This window comes from Streptomyces sp. NPDC054794, assembly GCF_053611585.1.
Genome location: NZ_JBSHAQ010000048.1, coordinates 1 through 23,862, shown reverse-complemented (window position 1 = coordinate 23,862; position 23,862 = coordinate 1). Strand labels below are relative to the sequence as shown.

Below are 23,862 nucleotides of genomic sequence, written 5' to 3'. Positions count from 1 at the left end.
CGAGCGGCTAGTGCACGCCCAGCCAGCTCTCAATGGGATTGAGGGAGAAATAGACCAGGAAGATGACTGTCAGGCCCCACATGAAGGCCCCGATTTCCCGGGCCTTGCCCTGAGCTGCCTTGATGGCCACGTAGGAGATGACGCCGGCGGCCACACCCGTGGTGATGGTGTAGGTGAACGGCATCAGGACGACCGTCAGGAACACCGGGATCGCGGTGGCGCGGTCGGCCCAGTCCACGTGCCGGGCGTTCATCAGCATCATGGCGCCGATGACGACCAGGGCGGCGGAGGCGACCTCCTGCGGCACGATGGCCGTGAGCGGGGTGAAGAACAGGCAGGCCGCGAAGAACAGGCCGGTGACGACCGAGGCGAGACCCGTGCGGGCGCCCTCGCCGACCCCCGTCGCCGACTCGATGAACACGGTCTGGCCGGAGCCGCCCGCGACACCGCCGATCGCGCCGCCGGCGCCGTCGATGAACAGCGCCTTGGACAGGCCCGGCATCCGGCCCTTGTCGTCGGCGAGCTTCGCCTCCGTGCCGACGCCGATGATGGTGGCCATCGCGTCGAAGAACCCGGCGAGCACCAGCGTGAAGACGATCATACCGACGGTCATCGCGCCGACCTTGCCCCAGCCGCCGAACTCGACGTGTCCGAAGAGCGAGAAGTCGGGCATGGAGACCGCGCCGCCGTGCAGTTCGGGCGCGCCGGCGGCCCACTGCTTGGGGTCGATGACCCCGGCGGCGTTCAGGACCGCCGCGACGATCGTGCCGCTGACGATGCCGATCAGGATGGCGCCGGGGATCCCCCGGGCCTGCAGCAGGAAGATGAGCAGCAGGGTGCCCGCGAACAGCAGGACCGGCCAGCCCGCGAGTTCGCCCGCGGGGCCGAGGGAGACCGGGGTGGCCTTGCCCTGGTGCACGAAGCCGGACTTGTAGAAACCGATGAGGGCGATGAACAGGCCGATGCCCATGGTGATGCCGTGCTTGAGCGCGAGCGGAATCGCGTTCATGATCATCTCGCGCAGGCCGGTGACGACCAGGAGCATGATGACCACGCCGTACATCACGCACATGCCCATGGCCTGCGGCCAGGTCATCTGCGGGGCGACCTGCGAGGACAGGACGCCGGAGACGGACAGGCCGGCGGCGAGGGCCAGGGGCACCTTGCCGACGAAGCCCATCAACAGCGTGGTGAGGGCGGCCGCGAACGCGGTCGCCGTGATCAGGGCCTTCTGGCCGAGCGTGTCTCCCGCCGCGTCCTTGCCGGACAGGATCAGGGGGTTGAGCAGGAGGATGTACGCCATCGCCATGAAGGTGGTGACGCCGCCGCGCACTTCGCGCGCGATCGTGGACTCCCGCTGGGATATGTGAAAGTAGCGGTCGAGCCAGGACCGGCCGGCCGGGACGCGGGTTCCCGCGCCCGCGTCGTCGGCGGTGGTCCTGGGCTCCACTGACTGCTGGGTCATGGTGCCGTCTCCCAAGGTTCACAGGGGCACCCGCCGGCGCCGTCGGCGTTCGGCGGGATTTGGGATGTGCACGACCCGGGGGACGGCCCGAGACGAACGGGGGGTGCTGCTTCGGGGTCCGCGAGCGGAGCGGAGCCCGAAGAGGTGGGGGTGTACTCCGGGCGGCTCGGAGTGTGTGACGTTCCGTGCGCCGCCCGGAGGGCTTGTCACGCGGTGCCGGTGAGGTGCTCCGGTCGTACCGGCGTGCGGTTGAGCTCCAGCCCGGTCGCGTTCCGGATCGCCGCGAGGACGGCCGGGGTGGACGACAGGGTGGGTGCTTCGCCGATGCCGCGCAGCCCGTACGGGGCGTGGTCGTCGGCGAGTTCGAGGACGTCGACCGGGATGGTCGGCGTGTCGAGGATGGTGGGGATCAGGTAGTCCGTGAAGGAGGGGTTCCTGACCTTCGCCGTCTTCGGGTCGACGATGATCTCCTCCATCACCGCGACGCCGAGGCCCTGGGTCGTACCGCCCTGGATCTGGCCGACGACGGACAGCGGGTTGAGCGCCTTGCCGACGTCCTGGGCGCAGGCCAGCTCGATCACCTTGACCAGGCCGAGCTCGGTGTCCACCTCGACGACCGCGCGGTGGGCGGCGAAGGAGTACTGGACGTGGCCGTGGCCCTGGCCGGTGCGCAGGTCGAACGGTTCGGTCGGCCGGTGCCGCCACTCCGCCTCGATCTCGACCGCCTCGTCGCCGAGGACGTCCACCAGGTCGGCGAGCACCTCGCCGCCGTCGGTGACGACCTTGCCGCCTTCGAGCAGCAGCTCGGCCGTCGCCCAAGCCGGGTGGTACGTACCGAACTTGCGGCGGCCCAGCTCCAGGACCTTCTCCCGGACCAGCTCGCAGGAGTTCTTCACGGCGCCGCCGGTGACGTACGTCTGGCGGGAGGCCGAGGTCGAACCCGCCGAGCCCACCTCGGTGTTGGCCGGGTGGATGGTCACCTGGGTGACACCGAGCTCGGTGCGGGCGATCTGCGCGTGGACGGTGACCCCGCCCTGGCCGACCTCCGCCATCGCGGTGTGCACGGTGGCCACCGGCTCACCGCCGACCACCTCCATCCGCACGCGCGCGGTCGAGTAGTCGTCGAAGCCCTCGGAGAAGCCGACGTTCTTGATGCCGACCGCGTAGCCGATGCCCCGGACGACGCCCTCGCCGTGGGTGGTGTTGGACAGACCGCCGGGCAGCTGCCGTACGTCCGCGCCCTCGCTGCTCTCCCACTGGCGCTCCGGCGGCAGCGGCATCGCCGTGATGCGGCGCAGCAGTTCGGCGACCGGGGCCGGGGAGTCGACCGGCTGCCCGGTCGGCATGATGGTGCCCTGCTCCATCGCGTTGAGCTGCCGGAACTTCACCGGGTCCATACCCAGTCGCTTCGCGACCTTGTCCATCTGCGCCTCGTAGGCGAAGCACGCCTGGACCGCGCCGAAGCCGCGCATGGCGCCGCAGGGCGGGTTGTTGGTGTAGAGGGCGATGGCCTCGATCTCGACGTCGTCGACGACGTAGGGGCCGATGCCGAGCGAGGAGGCGTTGCCGACCACGGCCGGGGAGGCGGAGGCGTACGCGCCGCCGTCCAGGACGATGCGGCACTTCACGTGGGTGAGCTTGCCGTCCTTCGTCGCCCCGTGCTCGTAGTACAGGCGGGCCGGGTGGCGGTGGACGTGGCCGAAGAAGGACTCGAAGCGGTTGTAGACGATCTTGACGGGCTTGCCGGTGCGCAGGGCCAGCAGGCAGGCGTGGATCTGCATCGACAGGTCCTCGCGGCCGCCGAACGCGCCGCCGACGCCGGCCAGCGTCATGCGCACCTTGTCCTCGGGCAGGCCGAGGACCGGGGCGATCTGCCGCAGGTCCGAGTGGAGCCACTGGGTGGCGATGTAGAGGTGGACGCCGCCGTCCTCCTCCGGCACGGCGAGGCCGGACTCGGGGCCGAGGAAGGCCTGGTCCTGCATGCCGAAGTAGTACTCGCCCTTGACGACGACGTCGGCCTTCCTCGCCGCCCGGGCCACGTCACCGCGCACGATCGGCTGGCGGTGCACGATGTTGGGGTGCGGGACGTGGCCGATGTGGTGGTCGTCGCGGTTCTCGTGGACGAGGATCGCGTCCGGGGCGGTGGCGGAGGCCTCGTCGGTGATGACGGGCAGCTCCCGGTACTCCACCTTGATCTTGGCGGCGGCGCGGCGCGCGGTCTCCGGGTGGTCGGCGGCGACGATCGCGACCGGCTCGCCGTGGTGGCGAACCTTGCCGTGCGCGAGGACCGGGGTGTCCTGGATCTCCAGGCCGTAGTTCTTCACGTCGGTCGGCAGGTCGTCGTACGTCATGACGGCGTACACGCCGGGCGTGGCGAGGGCCTCGCCCGTGTCGATCGAGACGATCTCGGCGTGCGCGACCGTGGAGCGCAGGATCTGGCCCCAGAGCATGTCCTCGTGCCACATGTCGGACGAGTACGCGAACTCGCCGGTGACCTTGAGGGTGCCGTCCGGGCGGAGGGTGGACTCGCCGATGCCGCCCCTGGTCTGGGATCCCTGGGTGATCTTGGTGGGAGCGCCGTTCGTCGGCATGGTCAGACCGCCTCTGCCTGCCGGGCGGCCGCCAGGCGGACCGCGTCCATGATCTTCTCGTAGCCCGTGCAGCGGCACAGGTTGCCCGACAGCGCCTCGCGGATGTCCGCGTCGCTCGGGTTGGGGTTGTTCTCCAGCATCTCGTCGGCGGCGACCAGCAGACCCGGGGTGCAGAAGCCGCACTGGACGGCTCCGGCGTCGATGAACGCCTGCTGGATGGGGGAGAGTTCCTGGCCCCCGCCGGTCTGCGAGTCGGTGCCCTTGGCCTGCCTCCCCCAGGCTTCGCCCGGGGGGACCCCCAGCTGCGCGTCCTGCAGCGAGGTGCCGCAGGCGCCCGTCCCACAGGAGCGCTGCTTGGCGAACTCCGCGAGCCCCTCGACCGTGACGACCTCACGGCCCTCCACCTGGCCCGCCGCGACGAGGCAGGAACACACCGGCACGCCGTCCAGGCGAACCGTGCAGGAGCCGCACTCGCCCTGCTCGCAGGCGTTCTTGGAGCCGGGCAGCCCGAGCCGCTCGCGCAGCACGAAGAGCAGGGACTCGCCCTCCCAGACGTCGTCGGCTTCCTGGGGGCGTCCGTTGACAGTGAAGTTGACGCGCATTACGCAGCTCCCTCCGAGGCGGGGCGGGTGCCGCGGTACGACTCCCAGGTCCAGGTGAGCGTCCGGCGGGCCATGACGCCGACCGCGTGCCGGCGGTAGCTCGCGGTGCCGCGGACGTCGTCGATCGGGTTGCAGGCGGCGGAGCACAGGTCCGCGAACTGCTTGGCGACCGACGGGGTGATGATCTTTCCGTTGTCCCAGAAGCCGCCCTCTTCGAGCGCCGCGTTCAGGAAGTCCTCGGCGGTCTTCGCCCGAACGGGGGTGGGGGCGGCGGAGCCGATGCCGGTGCGGACGGTGCGGGTCTCGGGGTGCAGGGCCAGACCGAAGGCGCAGACCGCGATGACCATGGCGTTGCGGGTGCCGACCTTGGAGTACTGCTGCGGGCCGTCGGCCTTCTTGATACGGACCGCGCGGATCAGCTCGTCGGGGGCGAGCGCGTTGCGCTTCACGCCGGTGTAGAACGCGTCGATCGGGATGAGCCGGGTGCCGCGCACCGACTCGGCCTCGACCTCGGCGCCCGCCGCGAGCAGCGCGGGGTGGGCGTCGCCGGCCGGGGAGGCGGTGCCGAGGTTGCCGCCGACGCCGCCGCGGTTGCGGATCTGCGGGGAGGCGACCGTGTGCGAGGCGAGGGCCAGGCCGGGCAGCTCGGCGCGCAGGTTCTCCATGATCCGGGTGTACGGGACGGACGCACCGAGCCGTACGGTGTCCTCGCCGACCTCCCACTCGTAGAGGTCACCGATGCGGTTCAGGTCGAGCAGGTACTCGGGCCGGCGGTGGTCGAAGTTGATCTCGACCATCACATCGGTGCCACCCGCAATCGGCACAGCGGTGGGGTGCTCGGCCTTCGCGGCGAGCGCCTCCTCCCAGCTGGCGGGGCGAAGGAAGTCCATGACCGGCTCTCTTCTTCGTCTCGTGGGTCTTTCGGATTGAGCCAATCCGTGTGCGGCGGGCCCGGCTCGTTCATGTGCTGTTAACGCGGAGTGGAGTCAGTACACAGCGCAGTGCTCCGACGGGGTCAGTCACTGAAACCATGAAGGAGTTGGCTGGCCAGGGCGGGCATCTTGTAGATTCGTATGAACGGAGGTCATCAGTAACCTCTTCGTTTTCCTGTGGAAACGCAGGAAACGCCCTGGCAACCGAAGCGCGCGGCTCCCGTGCCCTCGCGCCGGGTCCCTCCTACGGCTCCCACCAAGATTCATCGTAGATTTCGAGACAAGGAACGGCGGCGACGAGATGCGGCTGCGCGCACTGCTGGACACCGATGCGCTGGGCCTGCGGCTGCTCGGCGGCGAGGACGAGCTGGACCGCACCGTACGTGGTGTCATGACCACCGACCTGCGGGACCCCAGCCGCTACCTCTCCGGCGGCGAGCTGGTGCTGACGGGCCTGGCCTGGCGCCGGGACGCCGCGGACTCCGAGCCTTTCGTCCGCATCCTCGTGCAGGCCGGGGTGGCGGCGCTCGCGGCCGGTGAGGCCGAGCTCGGGGCCGTGCCGGAGGACCTGATGCTGGCCTGCGCCCGGCACCGGCTGCCGCTGTTCGCGGTGCACGAGTCGGTGGCCTTCGCGACGATCACCGAGCACGTCGTACGGCAGGTCAGCGGCGAGCGGGCCGGGGACCTGGCGGCCGTGGTGGACCGGCACCGCCGGATGATGACCTCGGGCCCGGCCGGCGGCGGCCCGGACGTGGTCCTGGACCTGCTCGGTTCCGACCTGGACCTGCGGGCCTGGGTGCTCTCCCCCGCCGGCCGGCTCATCGCGGGCTCCAAGGTCGCGGGCCCGGACCTGCCGCCGGAGATCTGCGCCCGGCTCTCCGCCGAACACCTGTCGGCCGTCCGCTCGGGCCGGCGCGGACCGCATCGCCTCCTGCTGGACGGGACGGCGTACTCGCTCTTCTCGATCCGCAGCAGCGGCCGCTCCCCGCAGGCCGCCCGGGACGTGCGCGAGACGGTGCTGTCGGACTGGCTGCTCGCCGTCGAGGCGGACGCCGGTGACTGGCCCGAGGAGCGGCTCGACCTGCTCCAGGGCGTCGCGCAGCTGATCGCGGTCGAGCGGGACCGGCGGGACGCCTCGCGCACGGTGCGGCGGCGGCTCGCCCAGGAGGTCCTGGAGCTGGTGCAGACGGGTGCCGCGCCCGCCGAGATCGCCGCGCGCCTTCGGGTGGCCGCGCCGGTGCTGCTGCCCGGTCTCGGGGCCGCCCCGCACTGGCAGGTCGTCGTGGCCCGCGTCGAATGGGACGGCGGACAGGTCGAGGGCGGCCCGGTCGCCCAGTCGCTGCTGGAGGAGATCCTGGTCGATCCCCTCGCCACCGGCCCCGAGCCCTCCGACCGCATCGCCGTCGCGCACACCGGCGACGAGGCCATCGCGCTGGTCCCGCTGCCGGCCGTCTCGACCGAGCACGACGGCTCGGAGGCCGGGATCCTCGCCGACGCGCTCCTGGAGTCCGTACGGGACCCGCTGGCGGCCGGTCTGGACGACGACGGGCGGCTCACGCTCGGCGTCAGCGCGGCCGTGCACTCGGCGGAGGGGCTGCGCGGGGCCCTGGAGGAGGCCCGGCACGCCCGCCGGGTCGCCGCGGCCCGCTCGGGCCGGGTGTGCGCGGCCGGTCATCAGGAGCTGGCGTCCCACGTCCTGCTGCTGCCGTTCGTGCCGGACGACGTCCGCCGCGCCTTCACGGCCCGTCTGCTGGACCCGCTGCGCGACTACGACCGCCGCCACCGCGCCGAGCTGATCCCGACGCTGGAGGCGTTCCTGGACTGCGACGGCTCCTGGACCCGCTGCGCCACCCGTCTCCACCTGCACGTCAACACGCTGCGCTATCGCGTCGGCCGGATCGAGCAGTTGACGGGCCGGGACCTGTCCCGGCTGGAGGACAAGCTCGATTTCTTCCTGGCACTGCGCATGAGCTGAGGTCACACGGACGTGGGGCGGCTGTAGGCCAAGTGGCCCCCGGGCCCCACGACTTTGTGAAATCCTTCACCCACCCTCTTGGCCCGGCCGGGAGATTGGTGTTGGAATGCCGCCACCACTCAACAGCTCGATGGCGTGCTCGGGGAGGGCAACGTGGCGCATCCCGCCATGTCTGGTAACGGAACGACCGCAGGTGACGATCCTCTCCAGACCGCAATATGGCGGTTGCGCTCGCGGGCCTGCTGGGCCGACGCGGCAGCGCTGCTCCCACCACAGGGCCCGGCGGCCTCGCTGCAACGGGCCGGGCTGCTGGTCGAACGGTGTCTGTACACCGAGCGGGGCTGGGAGGAGGCCGAGGACGCGCTGCGTACGGCCGAGGCGCAGGCCCGGACCGACGAGGAGCGCGGCGCGGCCGCTTGTGAACGCGGGCAACTTGCGTACGCCGCCACGCTGCACGGGGTGCGGGACCGGGCCGACGAGGCGCGGGCCGCGCTCGGCAGGGCGGCCGCCCTGATTCCGCCGGGCGCGGCGGGGCGGGCCCTGCTGGACTTCCGCCGGGGTCTGCTCGCCGAGAACCTGGCCCGTTCCCCGCAGGCGGCGCGCGCCGCCTACCGCCGGGCGCACGCCGCCGCGACCGCGCACTCGGACCCGCTGCTGCTGTCCTTCACCTGGCGCCACCTGGCCGGACTCGCCCTGCGGGAGGGCGAGTTGGCCGAGGCGCGGCACGGCTTCGCGGAATCCCTGCGGATCCGGGAGGAGTTGGGCTACCTGGTCGGTACGGCCCCCGCGCTGGCCTCCCTCGCCGACACCGAGGCCGAGCCGGAGGCGTCCCGGCTGCGCGAGGAGGCGCGACGGCTGTACCGGCTGCTCGGGGGCGTACCGACCTGGCTGGCCCGCCAGCTGGCTCCGCCGGCGCCGGGGGCGGCCACGGCCTGAGGGGCGCGGGGAGGCGTCACACGCCCGCGGTGAAGTGCTCCCCCACCAGCGCCCGGACCGTGTCCAGGTCCCGTGCGGTCAGGGCCTCCAGCAGCGCCATGTGGTGCGACGCGTCCGCGAGGAGGTCGATGCGGACGGGCCGGGCCGGGCCGCCGACCAGGGGCCCCTGGGACCGGCGGTGCAGGTCCTGGGCGATGTGGACGAGCTGTTCGTTACCGGACAGGGCCAGGACCGCGCCGTGGAAGGCGCGGTCCGACTCGGCGTAGGTGGCGCGGCAGCCGGAGGACGCGGCGCGGACGGTGTCCTCGGCGAGGGGGCGCAGTTCGGCCCAGCGCTCGGCGGGGATCGTACGGGCCAGGCGCAGCACGACCGGGACCTCGATCAGGGCCCGGACCTCGGCCAGTTCGGCCAGCTCCCGCGCACCCCGCTCGACGACCCGGAACCCGCGGTTCGGCACGACCTCGACCGCGCCTTCCAGCGCGAGCTGCTGCATGGCCTCCCGCACGGGCGTGGCGGAGACCCCGAACCGCTCGCCGAGCGTGGGCCCCGAGTACACCTCGCCGGGCGTCAGCTCCCCCGTGACCAGCGCGGTGCGCAGCGCGTCGAGTATCTGCCCGCGCACCGAGGCGCGCTGGACGACGACCCGGGGCTGCGGGATGGGCCGCTCACCGTGCGTGTGTTCGCCGCGCGCCTCGGGCACCGAGGTGTCCCGCTCCCGGGTCACGTCCTCGGCCCGCGGCTGCGCCGGCACCCGGGTCACGCCCTCGGTACGGTCCGGTGCCCCCGTCACGGCGGAGCCGTGCGCGTGCTGCTTCACGGGGTCCTCCTCCGACTGTGGGCACTCGGGTCATTAACGACGGGTTGTTACTTGTCCGTCAAGCACCTTAGGCGCACGAGGCAATAGTTCAAACTTCGAATCAATATCCGATCGCACCCCTGACGGAGCAGATAAGGTAAGCCTTACCTGCCTCCTTGGTTCGCGATCGCTGATCGATGGTTCCGCCATGCCCGCTCCCGCCTCGGCCGTCTCCGCCGCGTACGCCTGCCTCAGCGAGGTCCACCCGGGACTGACCGTCACGGAGGTGGGCCCCGAGGACGCGGTCCCGCGCGGAAACGACTGGGTGACCGCCGCCGCGCTCGCCGAGGGCGGCGGCGCCCTCGACGGGTTCCTGGGGTGGGACGAGGCGCAGGTGCTGCGGGACTACGGACAGCGGGCCCGCCCGGACGTCCTGGCGAGCTTCGGCCTGCACCGGTACGCCTGGCCGGCCTGCCTGCTGATCACCGTGCCGTGGTTCCTGCACCGCCGCGCGCCCCGGTTCCCCGTGACCAACGTCTCGTACGACCGCACCGCCGGCCGCATGGCCGCACGCCCCGTCTCCTTCGCCTGCCTCCCGGGCGACCCGGCGGCGGCACTGCCGGGCGGCGTCGTCGTGCCCGACGAGGAGGCGCTGCGGGCCGAGGTGCGGGCGGCGGTGGCCGAGCACCTGGAACCCGTGCTCGCCGGGTTCGGGCCGCGCCTGCGGCGGCGCGGGCGCGCCCTGTGGGGCATGGCGACCGACGAGCTCATCGAGGGGCTCTGGTACGTCGCACGGCTGCTCGGCGGGACCGAGGAGCGGCGGGCCGTGCGCGAGCTGGAGCTGCTGCTGCCGGGCGCGACGAGCCCGTACGTCGGCTCGGCCGCCTTCCGTGAGTCCGCCGGTCCGCACGGCGGGGCGGAGTGCACCCGGGACCGGGTGAGCTGCTGCATGTTCTACACGCTGCGGCCACCGGACATCTGTGCGACCTGCCCGCGCACCGGCACGGCCGACCGTGTCGCCAAATCGACTGCCAGGACTGTTGCTTGACGCTCCCTCAGGTACGTCGATGGCACAGAGCACGGCCCGGCATCCACTAGGATCGTCCACGGCTGGGACACCCGTTCGGGGACAGGTAATTCACAACTTCCTCACGTGTCGCGGGAACTTTCCGCGGAACCATCCGTACGGGTAGTCTTATTCGAACTCAACTCCCGCCCCTCAAGCGGCAGTTCGAGCAGAACGTCGCCCTGGGCATCCCCTTGCACTTCCTTGGCGGCCTCTTGCCCCGAAACCCCCTGAGGGCCGGTGGAATTGGGCCACTATGGCGGGCGTTACGCCCTATCCCAATGCAAGGGACCCCAGATGAGAGACATATCGCTGAACTGGCTGCTTCCGGGCGCCGTCCTGCTCCTGGGCATGCTGGCGGCGGTTGCGGTGCTTGCGCGCGGTAAGCGCTCCTCGGGGAAGGACGCGAGCGCGGACGACTCGTGGGAGCGCAGCGAGGAGCGCCGTCGGCGCAAGGAGGCCATATACGGCACCGCCTCCTATGTCCTTCTGTTCTGCTGTGCGGCGGTCGCCGCGGCACTCTCCTTCCACGGCCTGGTCGGCTTCGGCCAGCAGAACCTCGGCCTCACGAACGGCTGGGAGTACCTGGTGCCGTTCGGCCTCGACGGTGCGGCCATGTTCTGCTCGGTCCTCGCGGTGCGCGAGGCCAGCCACGGCGACGCGGCCCTCGGCTCCCGGATCCTCGTATGGACGTTCGCGGGTGCAGCGGCCTGGTTCAACTGGGTGCACGCGCCCCGGGGCATGGGCCACGACGGCGCGCCCCAGTTCTTCTCCGGCATGTCGCTGTCCGCGGCCGTGCTCTTCGACCGCGCGCTGAAGCAGACCCGCCGCGCCGCGCTGCGCGAGCAGGGGCTGGTGCCGCGTCCACTGCCGCAGATCCGTATCGTCCGCTGGCTGCGGGCCCCCCGCGAGACCTACAAGGCCTGGTCGCTGATGCTCCTGGAGGGCGTGCGCAGCCTGGACGAGGCGGTCGAGGAGGTGCGCGAGGACCAGCGCCAGAAGGAGCAGACGCGACTGCGTCGCCGCGAGCAGCAGCGGGTCGAGCGCGCCCAGCTCAAGGCCATCAGCCGGGGGCACCGCGGCTTCGTCGGCCGGGGTGGCGACCGGCAGGTGGAGATGCAGCTGGAACGCGATTCCGGTCAGGTCACCGCGGAGCCTGCCATATCCGCGCCGGAGCAACTGCCCGTACGCTCACGGCCCTCCCTTCAGCCCGTCCGCAAAGGGTCTGACCCGATCACCGTCGACCTGACCGCGGAGGACGACACCATGGCCCTGCCGCGACTCGACTCCCTGGAGCGCAAGCTCAAGGATCTGGAGCAGCAGTTCGGCTAGGACCGGTCGCACGACATCCGGGGTGGGGGCGTGACCTTGACGGTCACGCCCCCACCCCTTTGGTCACGCGGCTTCCGCGTCGAGTTCGAACCACACCGACTTCCCCACGCCGTGCGCCCGTACGCCCCACGCGTCCGCCAGCGACTGCACGAGCACCAGACCCCGGCCGTGCGCGTCGTCGTCGGGGCTCGGTGCGCACACCCGGGGCCGGCGGGCGACGAAGTCCCGTACCTCCACGTGCAGTCCACGCGGCCCGACGACCGCCGTCAGCACGGCGTCGTGGTCGGTGTGGACGAGGGCGTTGGTGACGAGTTCGCTGGTGAGCAGTTCCGCGATCTCGGAGCGCCCCGGTTTCCCCCAGTGCCGCAGGAGTTCGCGCAGTGCTCTGCGTGCCGCCGGCACCTCCCGCAGGTCCGCCCGCTCCAGCCGGCGCTTCAACTGCGGTGGGTGTGCCGGTTCCCGTTCCGTCGCGCTGTCGGTCTCTTCCCCCACTGACTTCACCGAGGAGGCCCCGATGGTCGCGGGACCGCCTCCTCGTGCCTGCCTCTTCATGACCCCCGCCCGCACGCTGTTGCCGGTACCCCTCCTGATCGAACACGTTCACGGGGATCCATGCCCCGTCCACACCGGGGCAGTCATGTCGAAAAGTCAACAACCGGCTCTTCGGCCACGACTGCGGCGCGGCTCCACGCGGGCTGGACCACGAGCGCACCGGGGTTCCGGACGTGGGCCCCGCTGTACGCCGCCACGGGCGTCCCGTCAAGGGCCTACCGATTCCGCTCCGCCGATCCGGCCGCGTCCGGCGCGGCATCAGGGCGTCCGGTTCCTTGTCCCGAGAGGCTCTACGGCCCCGCGAATCTGGCCGGAATCCACCGGTTCCGTACCGCGCGGTTCCGGTCAGGGCCGGGGCACGTTGCGCAGATTGGAACGGGCCATCTGGACCATGCGTCCCACACCTCCGTCCAGCACCATCTTCGAGGCGGAGAGCGCGAAGCCGGTGACCATCTCGGCGCTGATCTTCGGGGGGATGGACAGCGCGTTGGGGTCGGTGACGACGTCGACCAGGGCCGGGCCGCGGTGCCGGAAGGCGTCCCGCAGGGCGCCGGCGAGCTGTTTGGGCTTCTCGACCCTGAGGCCGAAGGCGCCGCAGGCGCGGGCCACGGCGGCGAAGTCGGGGTTGACGTTCGTGGTGCCGTACGAGGGCAGTCCCGCGACCAGCATCTCCAACTCCACCATGCTGAGCGAGGAGTTGTTGAAGAGGACGACCTTGACCGGCAGGTCGTACTGCACCGCGGTCAGGAAGTCGCCCATCATCATGGAGAACCCGCCGTCGCCGGACATCGACACGACCTGCCGGCGCCGGTCGACGAACTGGGCGCCGATCGCCATCGGCAGCGCGTTCGCCATCGAGCCGTGCGAGAAGGAACCGATGACGCGGCGGCGGCCGTTGGGCGAGATGTAGCGAGCCGCCCAGACGTTGCACATGCCGGTGTCCACGGTGAACACGGCGTCCTGGTCGGCCATGTCGTCCAGCACGGAAGCCACGTACTCGGGGTGGATCGGGACGTGCTTCTCGACCTTGCGCGTGTAGGCCTTCACGACCCCTTCCAGCGCGTCCGCGTGCTTCTTCAGCATCCGGTCGAGGAAGCGCCGGTTCTCCTTGGGCTTCAGGCGCGGGATCAGACAACGCAGCGTCTCGCGCACATCACCCCACACGGCCAGGTCGAGGCGGGAGCGGCGGCCGAGCACCTCGGGCCGTACGTCGATCTGGGCGATGGCCACGTCGTCGGGCAGGAAGGCGTTGTACGGGAAGTCGGTGCCGAGCAGGATCAGCAGGTCGCACTCGTGGGTGGCCTCGTAGGCGGCGCCGTAGCCGAGCAGACCGCTCATGCCGACGTCGTACGGGTTGTCGTACTGGATCCACTCCTTGCCGCGCAGCGCGTGCCCCACCGGGGACTTGACCTTCCCGGCGAACTCCATCACCTCGGCGTGGGCGCCGGCGGTGCCGCTACCGCAGAACAGGGTGACCTTGTCGGCCCGGTCGATCATCTCGACGAGCCGGTCGATCTCGGCGTCGCCGGGGCGCACGGTGGGCCGCGAGGTGACGAGGGCGGTCTCGGCGGCCTTCTCCGGGGCGGGCTCGGAGGCGATGTCGCCCGGCAGGGCCACCACGCTCACCCCGCTGCGTCCGATCGCGTGCTGGATGGCGGTCTGCAGCAGCCGGGGCATCTGCTTGCTGTTGGAGATGAGCTCGCAGTAGTGGCTGCACTCACGGAACAGCTGGTCGGGATGGGTCTCCTGGAAGTAGCCGAGGCCGATCTCGCTGGACGGAATGTGCGAGGCGAGGGCGAGTACCGGGGCCATGGAGCGGTGGGCGTCGTACAGGCCGTTGATGAGGTGCAGGTTGCCGGGGCCGCAGGAGCCGGCGCAGGCCGCGAGCTTCCCGGTGATCTGGGCCTCCGCGCCGGCCGCGAAGGCGGCCGTCTCCTCGTGCCGTACGTGGATCCAGTCGATCGCGGAGTTGCGGCGCACGGCGTCGACGACCGGGTTGAGGCTGTCGCCGACGACGCCGTACAGCCGGCGCACCCCGGCCCGGACGAGGATGTCGACGAACTGTTCGGCGACGTTCTGCTTGGCCATGGCTCTCGCGTGCCCCTTCGTCTCCGGCGTGTCCGTCAGTGCCCCGCGGATTCCATGAATTCACAGGGGTCGCGGTTACGCCTCCCAGACCGCGGCCACCGTGCGGTCGTCGGCGTACCCCTTGACCCGCACCTGGGTGTCCGCGAGGAACGCGGCCAGGCCCGGCGCAGTGCCGCCCGACCAGCGCCGGGCCAGATAGGCGCAGAGGGCGGGCTCGCCGCGCAGCGGGTCGGCCAGGCCGCCGCTGCACATCAGCAGCGCGTCACCCGGCCGGGCTACCGAGGCCCGGAACCGGAAGGGTTCGCGGGGCGGTTCCGGCGCGAGTTCGTACGGGCTCGGCGGCGTCGGGATGCCGAGGTCCATGGTGAGCCGGTCGCCCTCGGGCGTCTCGGCGGGCAGCGCGCCGAACCCGACGACGGCCTCGCCGGTGGTGTCGGCGGCGCTGACGCTCGGCTCGATGTCCTGCCACTCCCCGTCCCGCAGCCGGAACAGCCCGCCCCCTCCGACGCCGAAGAACACCCGGGTCCGGCACTGCGGATCGGCGGGCAGCAGCAGACAGCGCAGGCTGGCCGCGTACTCGTCCGGATCGACGCCCTGCTCGGTGGCGCTGGCCCGCAGCTTGCCGAGGCTGCGGTCGGTGAGCCGGTGCAGCCCCGACTTCAGATCGCCGCGCCGGGCGGCCAGGATGTCCGCCGCGAGCCGCTGGTGGCTGCGGCCCACGGCCCGCCCGATCCACCGGCAGGCCTCGGCGGCCGCCCGGTGCGCCCCGGACGTGGCCCGGGCGCCGGTGGCCACCGCGACGAGGACCAGCGCCTGCTCCCCCGTGCCGAACCGCGCGGTGAGCAGCGCGTCGCGCCGTGGCTCCCCCCGGTACCGCGCCGAGTCCCCGCGCACCGACACGGCCCGCAGGGTGCAGGCCCCGTAGTGGGCCCCGTCGAGGACGGTGTCCGCCACGAGATCGTCCAGTCCGTCCGGGTCGGCGGGCGGCAGCGCGGTCGGCTCGGCGTCGTAGGTGGGCGGCCCGGACCCGACGTAGTCGACGGTGGCGGCGGGCGGCGGGACGGGAAGGTCGAGCCGGGTGGCGGCGTGCCTGCCGCCCGGCGCGGGGGCGAAGGCGGGGGCGTCCGGGTCCGGTGGGACGAACTCGGTGGCCGGCGCGTCGGTGGGGCCGTCGTCCCGGGAGAGGGCGTCGGGATCCCCCAGGTCCAGATCCCCCGGGGAGGGCGCCGCGGCGCTGGGCGCGGGCGCCGGGGGGTGGCGGGGCGGTTCGGGTGCGGTCCGGGCGGCGGGGGCCTCCGGGGCGGGGGTGTCCGTGGGGGCGCGGTCGGGGCGTGGGAGGTCGGTGAACCCCGGGGGTTTCGGGCCGGGCGGGACGGCCGCCGGGCCCGGCGGGGGCGCGGGCGGCGGTTCCCAGGGCGCGCGCGGGCGCGATGGCCCCTCGTCCCCGTCCCGCGGCTGCCGCCCCGCAGCCCGGCGCCCACCCAGCGTGTCCGACGCCGAGGCGAACCGGTCGTCCACCGAATCACCCGTGGCCGTGGCCCCGGTGTCCTCGGTGGAGTCGTCGTACAACTCCCCCCACCAGTCGTCCTCTTGACGGGTGGGCCTACCCCCCTGCTGACTCATGCCCCTAATTGTCCACCGCACGGGCCGCATGAAAACGGGGCATCCGGAAAAACCGGCGCACCCGCGCCCCGCGAACGGCGCGTCGAGGGATCCGGTGAACTCCCGTACGAATCAAGGCGGTACGCGTCAAGACCACGCGAACAGCGCGGTCCGCGTGGGCTTTACAAGCCACCGTCCTGGCCGCCGGGCGGCCCCACCCCCCACGGGAGGACCGCCCGGCGACATCCAGGGACCCAGAGCGTGAACCACTTTCCCCGCACCCGTCCGTGCCCGGCGCCGTGATCAACTCTGCGGTGACGTCACCTTGGCGGAGTGACCGGTGGTACGGCGATGATGGGCCGCGGCGGGTTTGCGCCGTGGCCGGTTTCCGCCACCGCGGCCCGCCTTTGGACCGTGGGGCGGGGAGGGACGAGGGGCTGATGCTGGCAGCGCTGGGGCTGGACGAGACGCACGAGGCGGCGTACCGGGCACTGGTGTCCGTGGGCGCGGCCGACGTGCCCGATCTCGCGCGGCGCCTGACACTCGGCGAGCAGGACACCGAGCGCGCCCTGCGCCGGCTGGAGCGGCAGGGCCTCGCGGCCCAGTCCTCGGCCCGCCCGGGCCGCTGGGTCGCGGCCCCGCCCGGCGTGGCCCTGGGCGCGCTGCTCACCCAGCAGCGGCACGAGCTGGAGAAGGCCGAGCTGGCCACCGCGCTGCTCGCCGAGGAGTACCGGGCGGCCGCCGCCGAGCCCGCCGTGCACGACCTGGTCGAGGTGGTGACCGGGGCGGCGGCGGTCACCCAGCGCTTCGCTTCCTGCAGCTCCAGCTCGGCGCGAGCGACGAGGTGTGCGCGCTGGTCACCGGCAACCCGCTGGTCGTCTCCGGCATGGACAACGACGCCGAGGAGCAGGCCGCCGGGCGCGGGGTCCGCTACCGGGTGGTCGTCGAGCGCGCGGTGCTCGACCTGCCCGACGGGATCACCGAGCTGACCGCGGCGCTGGGCCGGGACGAACAGGTCCGGGTCGTCGAACAGGTGCCGACCAAGCTGGTGGTCGCCGACCGCTCCCTGGCCATGGTGCCGCTCACCTCGCGCACCGCCGGACCGGCCGCGCTGGTCGTGCACGCCAGCGGCCTGCTGGAGCTGCTGTGCGGACTGTTCGAGTCGGTGTGGCGGCAGGCGCTGCCGCTGCGGCTCGGCGCGTCCGGGGTGACCGAGGAACAGCCGGACGGCCCCGACACCACCGACCTGGAGGTCCTGTCGCTGCTGCTCGCCGGGCTGACCGACGCGAGCGTCGCCAAACAGCTCGACCTGGGCCTGCGGACCGTACAGCGGCGGGTGAAACGGCTGATGGAGCTGACCGGCGTGACGACGCGGCTGCAACTGGGCTGGCACGCCTACGAGCGGGGCTGGGTGGCCCGGGACGTCAGGGACGCCAGGGATTGACCCGTCCGTGACCTGCGCCCGCTCCCGTGCTCCGGCACGCTGGGCAGATGGGAGTGTGGGAACTCCTGCTGGTCGGCCTGGTGATCGTGCTCGGCCTGTGCGGAGTGCTGGTGCCCGGGGTGCCGGGCTCGTGGCTGGTGTGGGCCGCGGTGCTGTGGTGGGCGCTGACGGATCCGCGGCCGGTGGCCTGGGGCGTCCTGGTGGGCGCCACCCTCGTGCTGTTCCTCGCCCAGGTGGTGCGCTGGGCGCTGCCGCCGCGCCGGCTGCGCGAGAGCGGCGCCACGCCCCGGATGGCGGTGTACGCGGGGCTCGGTGCGCTCCTCGGTTTCGTCGTGGTGCCCGTGCTGGGCGCGGTGCCCGGTTTCATGGCCGGGATCTACCTGCACGAACGCCTGCGCCTGGGCAGCCACGGGGGCGCGATGGCCGCGCTGCGGACGACCATGCGCTCGGGCGGGTCCAGTGTGCTGGCCGAGCTGTTCGCCTGCCTGCTGATCGCGGCGGCGTGGCTCACCGCGGTCATCCGGGGCTGACGGGCTGCCCGAAGCCGGCCAGGGCGACGCTGTCGGCCAGCGCCCGCATGCCCGCGTCGTTGAAGTGCAGATGGTCGCCGGGGTCGTAGGCGGCCCGGATCCTTTCGGGCCGGGCCGGGTCGCGGACGGCGGCGTCGAGGTCGGCGACCGCGTCGAAGAGGCCGCCCGCGCGGATGAGGGCGTTGACCCGCTGCCGTACCGCCTCCCCGGTCTCCGTGTAGGCGGGGTAACCGCCGTACGGGGTGAGGGTCGCGCCGAGGACGGGGATGCCGCGCGCGTGGGCGCGGGCCACGATCGTGCGGTAGGCCGCCGCGAAGGCGTCCGCGTCGGTGGCCGCCGGGGTGCCCTTGATGTCGTTGATGCCCTCCAGGACGACCAGCAGGCGCACCCCGGAGCGGGACAGCGCGTCGTCGTCGAGCCGGGACAGCGCGCTCGGCGCCACGTCGTCCCGCAGCAGTCGGTTGCCGGAGATCCCGGCGTTGAGGACGCCGTACCGGCGCGGGCCGAGGTGTTCGGCGAGCAGGTCGGGCCAGCGGTGGTTGGCGTCGGGGGTGGAGCCGTTGCCGTCGGTGAGGGAGTCGCCGAACGCGACGACGCTGCCGGCTGCCGGACCGTCGACGTCGACGCCGGTGACGTAGTACCAGTGGGCGGTGGTGGCCGTGTAGGCGGCGCCGTCCTCGTCGGCCGCCCGGCCGTCGCCGTGGGCGGCCACGTAGCTGGTCTGCAGGGCGGTGCGGTGGAAGGTCGCGGGGCCGGAGTCGCCCGGGGTGTGCACCGTGACGAGCAGGTCGGCGGCGGCCGGTACGGCCAGCGGGACCGGGTCGCTGACCAGGTCGCTGCCGACCGGGACGACGGCCGTGGGGGCACCGTGGAAGGTGGCGGTGCGCATCGAGCCCGGTACGGCGTCCGGGCCGGCCGCCCGGCGCAGGGCGACCGTGACCGCGCCGAGCACGAGAGGGGAGGTGCCGAGCCGGTTGCTCAGCCGGATGCGCAGGGCCGTTCCGCCGACGCTGGTGTGCACGACGTTGCGGACGGCGGCGCCGGGCAGGGCGGGCGTGGTGCCGGAGGGCGCGGTCTCCCAGGTGCCGGTCCAGTGCGCGGGCGCGGAGTCGACGGTGGGCGGGAGGGAGTCGGCGGTGGCCGGGACGGTCGTGCCCACCAGGGCCAGCAGCGCCACCGCGCACACCCGTCCGCCCCGGGGCACCAGGACCCGTCCACCCTTGAGCATGTGTGCGCCCGCCCTTCCCGATGGCCCGCCGGAGGTGACGGTGACACACGGGACCGGGAGACGGACGGCACATCACCACCCATGACACCCGCATGGCGTACGAGACCGACGGTCCGCGCGGCGTACCAGGGCGAGCGTCCTAGGGCGCTGAGCCGATGTGCCGGGCGGCCGGGCGTGTTCGGCTGCCGTCATGACCGAATTCAGCGAGGCCGAACGCGCGTACCTGCGCACGCAGCGGCTGGGCCGGATGGCCACCGTCGACGAGCACGGGCAGCCGCAGGCGAACCCCGTGGGGTTCTTCCCGCAGGACGACGGGACGATCCTGATCGGCGGGTACGCGATGGGCACCACGAAGAAGTGGCGCAACCTCCGGAAGAATCCGAAGATCGCGCTGGTCGTCGACGACGTCGTCAGCGTGAAGCCCTGGAAGGTCCGCGGCATCGACATCCGCGGCGAGGCCGAACTCCTCACCGGACCACACGACTTGGGCCCGCACCTCAGCGAGGAGGTGATCCGGGTCCACCCGCGCCGGATCCAGAGCTGGGGGCTGGAGGACGCCTAGGCGCCGCCGCCGGGATGAACTTCGTTCATCCACCCGTCTTCTGCCGCCCGAGCGTGATCGTCGCGTCGGTACCGCCGACGAGCACCGTGGTGTGCTCGGCCAACGAATCGCCCAACAGGGTGAAGTCGTAGGCGCTCTCGGCGTGGAAGGCCCGGTCGACCCCAGAGGTCTCGTCCTCCTCGACGGCCCGGAACCCGATCGTGGCGTCGACGGTCTTCGCAAGGATCCAGGACACGACGAAGGAGAAGCCCATCACCGAGAACGCGCCGATCGCCTGCCTGCCCAACTGCCCCAGGCCGCCGACGCCATTGATGGCCAGGACTCCCACGAGCAGGGTGCCGACCAGGCCGCCCACCAGGTGGACACCGACGACGTCCAGGGAGTCGTCGTAGCCCAGCCTGTCCTTCAGGCTTACCGCCCAGGAGCACAGCACACCCGCCACCACGCCGATGAGGATCGCTCCGAAGGCGTTGACGTGCGCGCCCGACGGAGTGATGGCCACCAGACCGGCGACCGCCCCGGAAGCAGCGCCCAGGGTGGTGAACGCACCCTGCTGGACCCGCTCACAAGCCAGCCAGCCGAGCATCGCGGCGCCTGCGGCGATCTGCGTGTTCAGAGCCATGGTGGCCGCCGCGCCATTGGCCGCCAAGGCGGAACCGGCATTGAACCCGAACCACCCGAACCACAGCAGCCCCGCACCCAGAATGACCAGAGGCAGGCTGTGAGGACGCATGGGCTCCTTCCTGAACCCGATCCGCTTGCCCACCACCAACACCGCTGCGAGTGCGCCGACGCCGGCGTTGATATGGACCGCTGCCCCACCAGCGAAGTCGATCACCTTGAGCTTGAACAGCCAGCCGTCGGCCTGCCACACCCAGTGGACGACAGGGAAATACACCAGCGAGACCCACAGGCTGATGAAGACCGCCCAGGCACTGAACTTCACTCGGTCGGCAAGGGCTCCGCTTATCAAAGCCGGAGTGATGACGGCGAACATGAGCTGGAACAGTGCGAAGGCGAAGACCGGGATGCCGTCCTTGCCATTGGTCAACGTGCCGGCGTCGATGCCCTTGAGTCCGATGTGGTCGAAGCCGCCCAGCAGTCCGGCCCCGAGATCGTCACCGAATGCGAGCGAGTACCCGTAGAGCACCCAGAGCACCGTGACAATGCCGAGCGAGACGAAGGACATCATGAGCATGTTGAGGACGCTCTTCACCCGCACCATGCCGCCGTAGAAGAACGCGAGACCGGGCGTCATCAACATGACGAGCGCGGCGCTGATCAATACGAAGGCGGTGTCTGCGCTGTTCAAATCTGTTTCTCCTGATGGATGGAACCGCGTCCCGGATCGCCAGGGACGGTGAAATGCGGTCGTCGGCCGAACTCCGATGCCCATGTGATCAATTGACACGGTGACGCGACAACCTGCCACCACCGATGAGGACAAAGACTTCGGTTCCGTGCAGGTTGAAGGTTCGGTGGGCGGTGAAGGAACCTCGGTGTCACCGAGAGGCGCTGACCATGCGGGCGACTTACGTACCGAAGGGTTTGACCATAGGTGGTCCTGTGGCTTGCACGGACATCATCGGCATTGTGAGGTGAGATCACACAGCAGTGCTTCGGGGAGCACGGATGCGAATGAAAGAGGTGCCGCCATGGGCGAAACGGGAGGCGATCACAAAGTGAGGCGCGCCGGTACCCGTTCTCACGCCGCGACCGCTCAGCATGTCTCGGTGAAGCCCACGTCAGGAGATCCCGACATGGTGCGCGAGCTGTTCCAGTCGTTCAAGAAGGACGCAGACGGATGCATAAGCCGGAATGAGATCATCGACCGGCTCCGTCAGGCGGGCATCACCCCCGACGACCCACGCCTCGGGCACCTGTGGGCCGGGCAGGACGCGTCGGGCGCCCCTGGCGAACAGCTGCTGGACCTCGCGGGATTCACCAAACTGTGCCACAGGAACGAGGCTCTGCTGGCCCGGGCCATCACCGGCGAACTCGTCATCCCGGACTTCGCCTCCTTCACGGCGGACATCACCGAGATCTACGAGAGTCTGCTGCCCGACAAGCGGGGGAAGGTTGCGGACTACATCCCCCAGCTGAGACGGGTACCTCCCGACCAATTCGCCATCGCCGTCTGCACGGTGGACGGTCAACGCTTCACGATCGGTGACGTCGGCGTGAACTTCTGCGTGCAGTCGGTCTGCAAGCCGATCAACTACTGCCTCACGCTGGAGGGACACGGCGCCGATGTGGTCCACCGGCACGTGGGCCGTGAACCGAGCGGTCTGGGCTTCAACGAACTGTCGGTGAACGGGAACGGACTCCCGCACAATCCCATGATCAACTCTGGTGCCATCATGAGTTGCTCACTCATCGAGCCCTCACTCGACATCGCCGACCGCTTCGACTACGTCGCGGACACCTGGCGCCAGTTGGCGGGCGGCAGCCCCATCGGTTTCAACAACGCCGTCTACCTCTCGGAGCGACAGACGGCTGACCGCAATTTCGCCCTCGGCTACTTCATGCGCGAGCACGGTGCCTTCCCGGTCGGCACGAATCTGATCCAGACCCTGGAATTCTATTTTCAGTGCTGTTCCGTCGAACTCGACGGTGCCGCGCTGTCCTCCGTGGCTTCCACCCTCGCCAACGGCGGGGTCGTGCCGCTCACGGGTGACCGGGTCTTCTCCACCGACACCGTACAGAAATGCCTCTCGCTCATGTCCTCCTGCGGCATGTACGACTACTCCGGTGAGTTCGCCTTCACCATCGGGCTGCCGGCGAAGAGCGGGGTCTCGGGTGCCCTCATGCTCGTCGTGCCCCAGGTCATGGGGATCGCCATCTGGTCACCCCGGCTCGACTCATTGGGCAACTCCGTGCGCGGCATCGAGTTCTGCAAGCAACTGGTCGCCAGGTACAACTTCCACGTGTACGACTCCCTCGTGGGCGACGACCAGGGGAGCAAGCGTGACCCACGCCTGAAGAAGAACCAGTCGGCGATCGAAGGAACGATGCGGCTGCTGTGGTCGGCCAGCAAGGGCGACCTCGACGGAGTACGGGCCTGTGTGGCCTCCGGAGTCATGCCCTCCTCCAGCGACTACGACGGGCGCACGGCGCTCCACCTGGCAGCGTCCGAGGGGCATGTCGACGTCGTCGCGTACCTGTTGCAGCAGGGTGCCGAGCTCGCGGCCGTCGACCGTTGGGGTGGCACGCCGTTGAGCGACGCGGAGAAGGGACGCCACACCCAGGTCGGCAAAGCCCTGAAGCGGGCGACCGACAGCGAGGCCGCGTCCACCAGAGCCAGGAAGCAGACTGCCTGACCGCGAAGCGGATCCCGGGCGAACTCGCGCCACCGATCTGCCGCACCCCCAGAGCCATCACCCCATGAGACGGGGCCGGGATCTTCCCTGTCCCGAAAATCACCGGAAAGAAGAATCATGAGTTACCGCGCTGAGTACATCTGGATCGACGGCACGTCGCCGACCGCCAAGCTGCGGTCGAAGACGAAGGTCCTGGCTGACGGCGCCGAGCCGAGCACCTGGGGCTTCGACGGTTCCAGCACCAACCAGGCAGAGGGCCACGCCTCGGACCGCGTGCTCGAACCGGTCTACTCCTGCCCGGACCCGATCCGAGGCGGCGACGACGTATTGGTGCTGTGCGAGGTCCTGAACACCGACGGCACCCCGCACGCGTCCAACACCCGTGCCGAGCTGACGGTGGTTGCCGAACGCTTCGCGGCGCAGGCTCCCCTCTTCGGCATCGAGCAGGAGTACACCTTCTTCGAGGGCGACCGTCCGCTCGGCTTCCCGCAGAGCGGCTTCCCGGCCCCGCAGGGTGGCTACTACTGCGGTGTCGGCGCGGACGAGATCTTCGGCCGTGACATCGTCGAGCAGCACCTCGAACACTGCCTGGCCGCGGGCCTGTCCATCTCCGGCATCAACGCCGAGGTGATGCCCGGCCAGTGGGAGTTCCAGGTCGGCCCCCTGTCGCCGATCGAGGTCGCCGACCAGCTGTGGGTGGCCCGCTGGCTGCTCTACCGCACCGCCGAGGACTTCGATGTCTCGGTCACCCTCGACCCCAAGCCGGTGAAGGGCGACTGGAACGGCGCGGGCGCGCACACCAACTTCTCCACCAAGGCGATGCGCGAGGGTTACGACGCGA

General features: G+C 71.3%; 18 protein-coding genes and 1 pseudogene. 9 read left to right on the top strand and 10 right to left on the bottom strand.

The window, feature by feature from the left end; genetic code table 11:
- Nucleotides 1–7: 7 nt before the first annotated feature.
- The 4 genes from ACWGKT_RS36635 to ACWGKT_RS36620 form a co-directional block, all read right to left on the bottom strand.
- Nucleotides 8–1,465: an NCS2 family permease gene (locus ACWGKT_RS36635; protein WP_453277037.1), complete on the bottom strand. Its 1,458-nt coding sequence runs from the start codon at nt 1,463–1,465 to the stop codon at nt 8–10.
- A gap of 206 nt (nt 1,466–1,671) precedes the next feature.
- Nucleotides 1,672–4,056: a xanthine dehydrogenase family protein molybdopterin-binding subunit gene (locus tag ACWGKT_RS36630; protein WP_453277036.1), complete on the bottom strand. Its 2,385-nt coding sequence runs from the start codon at nt 4,054–4,056 to the stop codon at nt 1,672–1,674.
- Nucleotides 4,057–4,058: 2 nt separating this feature from the next.
- On the bottom strand, nt 4,059–4,658 hold the full coding sequence (locus ACWGKT_RS36625) for a (2Fe-2S)-binding protein (protein WP_453277035.1): 600 nt from the start codon (nt 4,656–4,658) through the stop codon (nt 4,059–4,061).
- Nucleotides 4,658–5,548, bottom strand: coding sequence for an FAD binding domain-containing protein (locus ACWGKT_RS36620; protein WP_356151620.1), 891 nt, complete (start codon nt 5,546–5,548; stop codon nt 4,658–4,660). Before ACWGKT_RS36620 ends, ACWGKT_RS36625 begins: the two co-directional genes overlap by 1 nt.
- Before the next feature lie 343 nt (nt 5,549–5,891).
- Here ACWGKT_RS36620 and ACWGKT_RS36615 point away from each other — a divergent pair, with 343 nt between their 5' ends.
- Both ACWGKT_RS36615 and ACWGKT_RS36610 read left to right on the top strand, forming a co-directional pair.
- Nucleotides 5,892–7,565 carry a PucR family transcriptional regulator gene (locus tag ACWGKT_RS36615; protein WP_235458426.1) on the top strand — a complete coding sequence of 558 codons (1,674 nt, stop codon included), beginning with the start codon at nt 5,892–5,894 and terminating at the stop codon, nt 7,563–7,565.
- A 153-nt stretch (nt 7,566–7,718) separates the two neighbouring features.
- Nucleotides 7,719–8,501 (top strand): hypothetical protein, encoded by a 783-nt coding sequence (locus ACWGKT_RS36610; RefSeq protein ID WP_453277034.1) that lies wholly within the window; start codon nt 7,719–7,721, stop codon nt 8,499–8,501.
- A 16-nt stretch (nt 8,502–8,517) separates the two neighbouring features.
- Here the strand turns inward: ACWGKT_RS36610 and ACWGKT_RS36605 are convergent, their stop codons facing one another.
- Nucleotides 8,518–9,318 (bottom strand): GntR family transcriptional regulator, encoded by an 801-nt coding sequence (locus ACWGKT_RS36605; RefSeq protein WP_453277033.1) that lies wholly within the window; start codon nt 9,316–9,318, stop codon nt 8,518–8,520.
- A gap of 187 nt (nt 9,319–9,505) precedes the next feature.
- On the opposite strand from ACWGKT_RS36605, the gene ACWGKT_RS36600 reads away from it, so the two are divergent.
- Both ACWGKT_RS36600 and ACWGKT_RS36595 read left to right on the top strand, forming a co-directional pair.
- Nucleotides 9,506–10,345 carry a (2Fe-2S)-binding protein gene (locus ACWGKT_RS36600; protein WP_453277032.1) on the top strand — a complete coding sequence of 280 codons (840 nt, stop codon included), beginning with the start codon at nt 9,506–9,508 and terminating at the stop codon, nt 10,343–10,345.
- A gap of 315 nt (nt 10,346–10,660) precedes the next feature.
- Entirely contained in the window at nt 10,661–11,695 is a 1,035-nt protein-coding gene (locus tag ACWGKT_RS36595) for a DUF2637 domain-containing protein (protein WP_453277031.1), read from the top strand.
- Between the two features lie 63 nt (nt 11,696–11,758).
- Here the strand turns inward: ACWGKT_RS36595 and ACWGKT_RS36590 are convergent, their stop codons facing one another.
- The 3 genes from ACWGKT_RS36590 to ACWGKT_RS36580 all read right to left on the bottom strand — a co-directional run bounded on the left by ACWGKT_RS36590 (nt 11,759) and on the right by ACWGKT_RS36580 (nt 15,958).
- Nucleotides 11,759–12,187: an ATP-binding protein gene (locus ACWGKT_RS36590; protein WP_356151608.1), complete on the bottom strand. Its 429-nt coding sequence runs from the start codon at nt 12,185–12,187 to the stop codon at nt 11,759–11,761.
- Between the two features lie 405 nt (nt 12,188–12,592).
- Nucleotides 12,593–14,335 (bottom strand): pyruvate dehydrogenase, encoded by a 1,743-nt coding sequence (locus tag ACWGKT_RS36585; RefSeq protein WP_453277030.1) that lies wholly within the window; start codon nt 14,333–14,335, stop codon nt 12,593–12,595.
- 75 nt (nt 14,336–14,410) lie between these two features.
- Nucleotides 14,411–15,958 (bottom strand): protein phosphatase 2C domain-containing protein, encoded by a 1,548-nt coding sequence (locus ACWGKT_RS36580; RefSeq protein ID WP_453277029.1) that lies wholly within the window; start codon nt 15,956–15,958, stop codon nt 14,411–14,413.
- A 419-nt stretch (nt 15,959–16,377) separates the two neighbouring features.
- Here ACWGKT_RS36580 and ACWGKT_RS36575 point away from each other — a divergent pair.
- Together ACWGKT_RS36575 and ACWGKT_RS36570 are read left to right on the top strand one after the other, a co-directional pair.
- A pseudogene (locus tag ACWGKT_RS36575) lies at nt 16,378–17,381 on the top strand (helix-turn-helix domain-containing protein).
- A gap of 47 nt (nt 17,382–17,428) precedes the next feature.
- A complete protein-coding gene (locus tag ACWGKT_RS36570) occupies nt 17,429–17,911 on the top strand; it encodes a DUF456 domain-containing protein (protein ID WP_356151600.1) in 483 nt (160 codons plus the stop codon).
- On the opposite strand, the gene ACWGKT_RS36565 is transcribed toward ACWGKT_RS36570, so the two are convergent.
- On the bottom strand, nt 17,898–19,139 hold the full coding sequence (locus ACWGKT_RS36565) for an SGNH/GDSL hydrolase family protein (protein ID WP_356151598.1): 1,242 nt from the start codon (nt 19,137–19,139) through the stop codon (nt 17,898–17,900). The genes ACWGKT_RS36570 and ACWGKT_RS36565 overlap by 14 nt on opposite strands.
- Before the next feature lie 190 nt (nt 19,140–19,329).
- Between ACWGKT_RS36565 and ACWGKT_RS36560 the strand changes: the two genes are divergently transcribed.
- Nucleotides 19,330–19,701: a PPOX class F420-dependent oxidoreductase gene (locus ACWGKT_RS36560; protein ID WP_356151596.1), complete on the top strand. Its 372-nt coding sequence runs from the start codon at nt 19,330–19,332 to the stop codon at nt 19,699–19,701.
- A gap of 25 nt (nt 19,702–19,726) precedes the next feature.
- On the opposite strand, the gene ACWGKT_RS36555 is transcribed toward ACWGKT_RS36560, so the two are convergent.
- Entirely contained in the window at nt 19,727–21,013 is a 1,287-nt protein-coding gene (locus ACWGKT_RS36555) for an ammonium transporter (RefSeq protein ID WP_453277028.1), read from the bottom strand.
- Nucleotides 21,014–21,461: 448 nt separating this feature from the next.
- Here ACWGKT_RS36555 and glsA point away from each other — a divergent pair, with 448 nt between their 5' ends.
- Together glsA and glnII are read left to right on the top strand one after the other, a co-directional pair.
- A complete protein-coding gene (gene glsA / locus ACWGKT_RS36550; RefSeq protein ID WP_453277027.1) occupies nt 21,462–23,021 on the top strand; it encodes a glutaminase A in 1,560 nt (519 codons plus the stop codon).
- A 117-nt stretch (nt 23,022–23,138) separates the two neighbouring features.
- Nucleotides 23,139–23,862, top strand: a 724-nt coding sequence (gene glnII, locus ACWGKT_RS36545) for a glutamine synthetase (RefSeq protein WP_356151590.1), incomplete at its 3' end; no start/stop codon positions are given.